This is a genomic window from Rhizobacter sp. P2_H2, from assembly GCF_056403375.1.
This window is the reverse complement of record NZ_JBFUFP010001655.1, coordinates 1-769: the sequence shown is the minus strand read 5'-3', so window position 1 is coordinate 769 and position 769 is coordinate 1. Positions and strand designations below refer to the sequence as shown.

The window sequence follows — 769 nt, the reverse complement described above, 5'->3', positions numbered from 1 at the left end:
CTTCGAATCCTTCATGCCGGCCAGGTGCTGGATCGCGCCCGAGATGCCGGCCGCGATGTACAGCTGCGGCGCGACGATCTTGCCGGTCTGCCCGACCTGCCAGTCGTTCGGCGCGTAGCCGGCGTCCACCGCGGCGCGGCTCGCACCCAGCGCGGCGCCGAGCTTGTCGGCCAGCGGCGTCAGCACCTCGTTGAACTTGTCGCTGGAGCCGAGCGCGCGGCCGCCCGAGACGATGATCTTCGCGGCCGTCAGCTCGGGGCGGTCGTTCTTCGCGATCTCGGATCCGACGAAGCTGCTCTTGCCGCCGTCGGCCGCGGCGGCGATGCTCTCCACCGCCGCCGAGCCGCCGCTGGCGGCGGCCGGGTCGAAACCGGTCGTGCGAACCGTCAGCACCTTCACCTTGTCGGCGCTCTGCACGGTGGCGATGGCATTGCCGGCGTAGATCGGGCGCTCGAAGGTATCGGGGCTGTCGACCTTGGTGACGTCGCTGATCTGCGCGACATCGAGCTTGGCAGCCACGCGCGGCGCGATGTTCTTGCCGCTGGCGGTGGCCGGGAACACGATGTGGCTGTAGGCCGAGGCCACCGCCAGCACCTGCGCCGCGACGTTCTCGGCCAGGCCGTGTTCGAAGTACGCGGCGTCGGCATGCAGCACCTTGGTGACGCCGGCGATCTGCGCGGCGGCCTGCGCCGCGGCACCGGCGTTGCTGCCGGCGACGAGCACGTGCACCTCGCCGCCGCACTGGGCGGCTGCGGTCACGGTGTTGAGG

The 769-nt window shown here is 71.4% G+C and carries 1 protein-coding gene; it reads right to left on the bottom strand.

The window, feature by feature from the left end; translation table 11 throughout:
* On the bottom strand, positions 1-769 hold a 769-nt coding region (locus AC1D15_RS35410; RefSeq protein ID WP_477829767.1), incomplete at both ends, for an electron transfer flavoprotein subunit alpha/FixB family protein.